Genomic DNA, 4,508 nt, shown 5'->3' with positions numbered 1-4,508 from the left:
TCTCTGCAATAATATTCTCCGTCGTACTCATATGAATCGTCATTATGAAGCAGAGTGTCACACTCATAACAGCGAGTGTAGTGATTTTCGTAACACGAACGGCAAAGTGTAGTATAATCATCACCATAGCTATCCGAATCCCACATTAATGCTCCACATCGTTCACAGGCTGTGCAGTATCTTTCGATACAATCAGAACAAATCACCTCTCCATTGATGTGACCATAGTCCTCATCTACGATTAATTCTCCGCAATGGGAACAGTATAATTCTTCTTTCATGTCATTTTCCTCCGTAAAATAATTTGAGCTGGTCAAAATCGACCGGCTCTTGGTTTCAGTATTCATCAGCAAGCAGCATAGTACAATGGTCACCGTCATCAATGACATAAACCTTTGCTGTGATTGGATTAGGAAACGCAAGTAAATATTCACGTTTGAACTCAGGTACTTCCTGTTCGTGAACAATTCTTTGCTTTCCATTACATTCAGATAGTCTGAAAATCTGCAAATAGTCTTTCGGCTCAGGAACCGCTGTGACACAGTCCCACATAAAAATCTGGAGTACAATCGGTATTTCCGATTGTACTCCTTTTGTTATATAGCGATTGGTAAACATAAAACCTCCTTTTTGTCAAAAATGTATGTCCCCTACGATCCTGTTATTCGAAATAACAGAGCCTGCTGTAGCACTATTATTATATATAACTGAATTTTCTGATTTTTTCATTATAATAGACAAAATAAATTGTATAGATACTATTAAAAACAGTTCCGAAAATTTGTGAAAATCCGGTAACTGTTTAATATTCTCATACTTCATTTATTATGGTATTATTTTCTCATAAGGGGAGTGATTGTATTGATAATGAACGGTAATAAAATCAATTCTGTAAAGGAACTAAAACAAAATTTTTGTATTGATGAGTTGATTTACTATTTTTATAGCGGAGAACTTGAGATGTGGCTGCGAAAAATTGGAGAGGATTACCTGGCTGACAAGCTTTCAGGAATTTCCAGGAACGGATATTTGCTTATTGAACTATACAATTTGTTTGATTTAGACGTAAAACTTACTGAGGAAGAAATACAAAACAATACTAAATAGTATTAAATTTAAATATCTTTAATTCATTGTGAATATTCTTTGTATATGATAATATAATACTAAAAAGTACGGAGAATTTCTGCAATGGATAATAAAGTAGGAGAAAGAATTAGATATTTTCGTTTGCGTCAGGGGTTAAGTCAGGAAAAGCTTGCACTTGCTGCCGGAATCAATCCTGCGTTTCTAGGGCATCTTGAACGAGGATTGAAAAGTCCGACTATTACAACTCTTGATAAAATAATTGAGGCTCTGAATGTAAGCTACAGCGAGTTTTTCAGCGATGAAACAAATATTGATGACACTTCCGAAAAAGGATTTTATATGGATATTATCAACAGCTGTGTAAAACGATTATCGGAAGAAAAGCTGAAAACTGTGGCTGATATAATGCTGAAAATTGTAGAGCTTACCGAAAATAATTAATTATTTCCTGCTTCGGCAGGATTTTTTATATATATTTATAATACTAAAAGGTATTGACTAAGAATTCTAATTGGTGTATAATATTAATAAATTAAATAAAAAAAGGGGGATTATTAAATGCACTGTCCAAATTGTGGGGCGGAAAACAATAATACTGACAGATTTTGTGCTGAATGTGGGTCAAGTTTGCCAGATTATCAACCGCCGGGAGTAAATCATTCTGAAAATGAAAGACGTGATACATATTATAATAATCCGCAGGAAAATAAGAGCAAGGGATATGCAAATGTTGCAATGGTTCTGGCTATTCTTAGTATTGTAATATGTTGTCTATGGCCGTTTTTTGGAATACCTGCACTGGTTTGCGGATGTCTTGCACTGCGTGATGACGAACCTGAGAAAGCAAAGGCATGGTTTGCAATTATTGTAAGCGCAGTGGGATTAATTCTTGCCCTTATCGGGTTTGCACAGAGGTAATATAATTTTTAATAATATGAAACAGGAGTGATTATAATATGTATTGCAGAAATTGCGGAGCAGAAAATGAAAACGGAATAAATTATTGTGCGGAATGCGGTGCACCGCTTAATACTATTCAGAATTATCAGAATCAGCCTGCACGTAATCCTTTGAAAGAAAAACAAGATAATATTGTAGGAAAATCGTATAATTTTACCAGAACAATCTGGTTTAAATTTTCTAGCAATGTTGCAGTTTCATTTAAAAGTAATGCTCTTGAAATAGGTGCCGGGGGTGCAAAGCATATTCCATACAGCAGCATAACAAATATTTACGAGCGTGAAACCGTTAACATTGGTGAAGTAGCAGCTCTTGTTATAGGTGTATTTGTAGGGATAATATGCTTATTAGGCGGAAGTGTTTTTCTTGGATTAGTTGGTATAGTATTAGGATTGATGTCAATTTCTCATTTGAAAAATACTATTATTTTTATTAATTCAAATTCAGGACAATTCAAGATAACAATGGATTCAAGTGATGCAGACAAAAGACAATTTCTGAGTGAACTCAGAATAATGACTAATAAGGAGTGATTTAATATGTATTGCCCGAAATGCGGAGCGGAAAATAATAATATTGATAAGTATTGCTGTGAGTGCGGAGCACAGCTGTGGAACAAGGTCAAAAACGACACGAAAAAAGAAAATGATATCGTTTACAATAAACCGGGAACAATTCATTCAGGCGGTTTTTACGAAATGAGCAGTACTGTAAATATTATCAGCAGACTTATAATTCTTGTTGGTCTGTTATGCTATTTTTTTACATTTGTCAGAATCAGCGGATGGGAATTAATAGGTTCTGATTTTATTTATATAGGTAGTGACAAGGTACGTGCAATCGGATGCGGAAGTAATACAGCGTTTTTTGATCTGTTTATATTTGGTGCAGCTGTTTGCGGTGTTATTGCATTCTGGTTTAAAAAAGGAAGAATGTGGCTGTCATTTGTGGCTGGAGCATTTCTGATATTATTCAGAATTTTCACAATAAGTTTAGCAGATTTCAGAGAAATATATGATGTTCTTGATGTAAGCTTTGGTGCGGCACTTTATGTTTCGATAATTGCTTTTATCAGTGCAGGAATTTATTTGAAATTTTTTGATTATTAAATTAATTCTATTAATATTACGGTGTATCTTTTGAATGGCAGTGGTGAGGTGTAAATAATGAGATGTAACAAATGCGGAGCAGAATTAAAGCCGGGAGCAAAATTCTGTACAAACTGCGGAAACAAAAATATTGTTCAGAACTCTTTTTCAGGAGGAGGAAAAGCCTGTCCTAATTGCGGGAAAGAAATAAAGGACAACAAAAAATTCTGCACATCCTGCGGAATGAAGCTTCCGGAATCTTCAGGCGGTAAAAAGCTTGATTTAAAAATTGATGACAATATGGATATAAATATGCTTTACAAAAGAGCATTTATGTATCTTGAAGATGGCTGTAAAGATGAGGCACATACATATTTTGAACATTTTCTGGATAGAAATCCTGAAGATGCAACAGCTTTTTATGGCAGACTCATGCTTGATCTGGGATTTGATAGTGAGGATGATTTTAAAAAGCTTGACAAGGATATAAGGGAAAATAAAAATTTCAAAAGAGCTTACAGATATGGTGATGAAGCACTGAAAAACAAGCTTGATGAATATGTACATATTAGTTTTTGCAACATGCTTAAAGCGGCAGGGAATCTTGACCAGCTTGAACGTACAAAAGAACGGCTTATTCGCAACGGTGCTGAAAACATTGAAAATGATTATGAATCCTGCAGGAACAAAATCCTTGATGAAATGTACAATATTGCTGTTGAAAGGAGAAAAAAAGCAGATTCTCCGGAAAGTATAAGATTTGCCTATAATTCATTTGTTGAAGTGGGCGATTACAAGGATGCTGTTAAACAATCAGGAGAGTGCCTTGAAACAGAAAAACAGATGATAAAAGATGCTGAAACCGATAAAATTTATCAGGACGCTGTTAAGATAAAAGACGATGCTGCATCCGGAGTATTGCCGGACTACAAATTTGAAATCAGTCTGAAAAAAGCAATTGCAGCTTTTGAACAGCTTGGAGATTATAAGGACTCACAGAAATATCTGAATGTATGCAACAGGATTTTAAGTTCCTATAACAAGGTTGTTACTGATACTCAGCCTGAAATCAAAGAATCTTCGCCTGCTGACAGCATAACTGAAAAATTGAAATTAATTCTGAAACAGATTAAGGATCTGTTTCTCAAAAAAAAAATAATCATAATTAGTTCTGCTGTTATTCTGACGGTAATTATAGCTGTAATTATATTTTTTGCAACCCGCTCTTCTGGTACTCAAAGCAATGACATGAATAATTCTTTACCAACTGAAACAGAAGTTTCGGAAACTGTGCCGGAAACAGAAACAACATCTGAAACAACTACTATTTTTACATCTCAGACGGGAAAATCTGAGGACGATATAAAAGCT

General features: G+C 34.7%; 7 protein-coding genes and 1 pseudogene. 6 read left to right on the top strand and 2 right to left on the bottom strand.

Annotation, left to right across the window (positions count from 1 at the left end; translation table 11 throughout):
- A pseudogene (locus ACI4WO_RS01580) lies at window positions 1–281 on the bottom strand (amidoligase family protein); the annotation flags it as partial.
- A gap of 55 nt (window positions 282–336) precedes the next feature.
- A complete protein-coding gene (locus tag ACI4WO_RS01575) occupies window positions 337–618 on the bottom strand; it encodes a DUF960 domain-containing protein (RefSeq protein ID WP_439805805.1) in 282 nt (93 codons plus the stop codon).
- A 249-nt stretch (window positions 619–867) separates the two neighbouring features.
- Between ACI4WO_RS01575 and ACI4WO_RS01570 the strand changes: the two genes are divergently transcribed.
- The 6 genes from ACI4WO_RS01570 to ACI4WO_RS01545 all read left to right on the top strand — a co-directional run.
- Window positions 868–1,107, top strand: a complete 240-nt coding sequence (locus ACI4WO_RS01570) for a hypothetical protein (protein WP_439805804.1) — start codon at window positions 868–870, stop codon at window positions 1,105–1,107.
- 84 nt (window positions 1,108–1,191) lie between these two features.
- On the top strand, window positions 1,192–1,530 hold the full coding sequence (locus tag ACI4WO_RS01565) for a helix-turn-helix domain-containing protein (protein ID WP_439805803.1): 339 nt from the start codon (window positions 1,192–1,194) through the stop codon (window positions 1,528–1,530).
- Window positions 1,531–1,647: 117 nt separating this feature from the next.
- On the top strand, window positions 1,648–2,007 hold the full coding sequence (locus ACI4WO_RS01560) for a zinc-ribbon domain-containing protein (protein WP_439805802.1): 360 nt from the start codon (window positions 1,648–1,650) through the stop codon (window positions 2,005–2,007).
- Between the two features lie 38 nt (window positions 2,008–2,045).
- Window positions 2,046–2,582: a DUF7577 domain-containing protein gene (locus tag ACI4WO_RS01555; protein ID WP_439805801.1), complete on the top strand. Its 537-nt coding sequence runs from the start codon at window positions 2,046–2,048 to the stop codon at window positions 2,580–2,582.
- Window positions 2,583–2,588: 6 nt separating this feature from the next.
- Window positions 2,589–3,158 (top strand): hypothetical protein, encoded by a 570-nt coding sequence (locus tag ACI4WO_RS01550; RefSeq protein WP_439805800.1) that lies wholly within the window; start codon window positions 2,589–2,591, stop codon window positions 3,156–3,158.
- Between the two features lie 57 nt (window positions 3,159–3,215).
- On the top strand, window positions 3,216–4,508 hold a 1,293-nt coding region (locus tag ACI4WO_RS01545; RefSeq protein ID WP_439805799.1), incomplete at its 3' end, for a zinc-ribbon domain-containing protein.

Source organism: Porcipelethomonas sp. (genome assembly GCF_051893655.1).
Classification (GTDB): domain Bacteria; phylum Bacillota; class Clostridia; order Oscillospirales; family Ruminococcaceae; genus Porcipelethomonas.
The sequence above is the reverse complement of the archived record's forward strand: the minus strand, read 5'-3'. Positions and strand labels throughout refer to the sequence as shown.

Coding starts and splice junctions, on each gene's coding strand:
- ACI4WO_RS01565 (WP_439805803.1), top strand. CDS start 1,192: ATGGATAATAAAGTAGGAGAAAGAATTAGATATTTTCGTTTGCGTCAG.
- ACI4WO_RS01570 (WP_439805804.1), top strand. CDS start 868: ATGAACGGTAATAAAATCAATTCTGTAAAGGAACTAAAACAAAATTTT.
- ACI4WO_RS01555 (WP_439805801.1), top strand. CDS start 2,046: ATGTATTGCAGAAATTGCGGAGCAGAAAATGAAAACGGAATAAATTAT.
- ACI4WO_RS01575 (WP_439805805.1), bottom strand. CDS start 618: ATGTTTACCAATCGCTATATAACAAAAGGAGTACAATCGGAAATACCG.
- ACI4WO_RS01550 (WP_439805800.1), top strand. CDS start 2,589: ATGTATTGCCCGAAATGCGGAGCGGAAAATAATAATATTGATAAGTAT.
- ACI4WO_RS01560 (WP_439805802.1), top strand. CDS start 1,648: ATGCACTGTCCAAATTGTGGGGCGGAAAACAATAATACTGACAGATTT.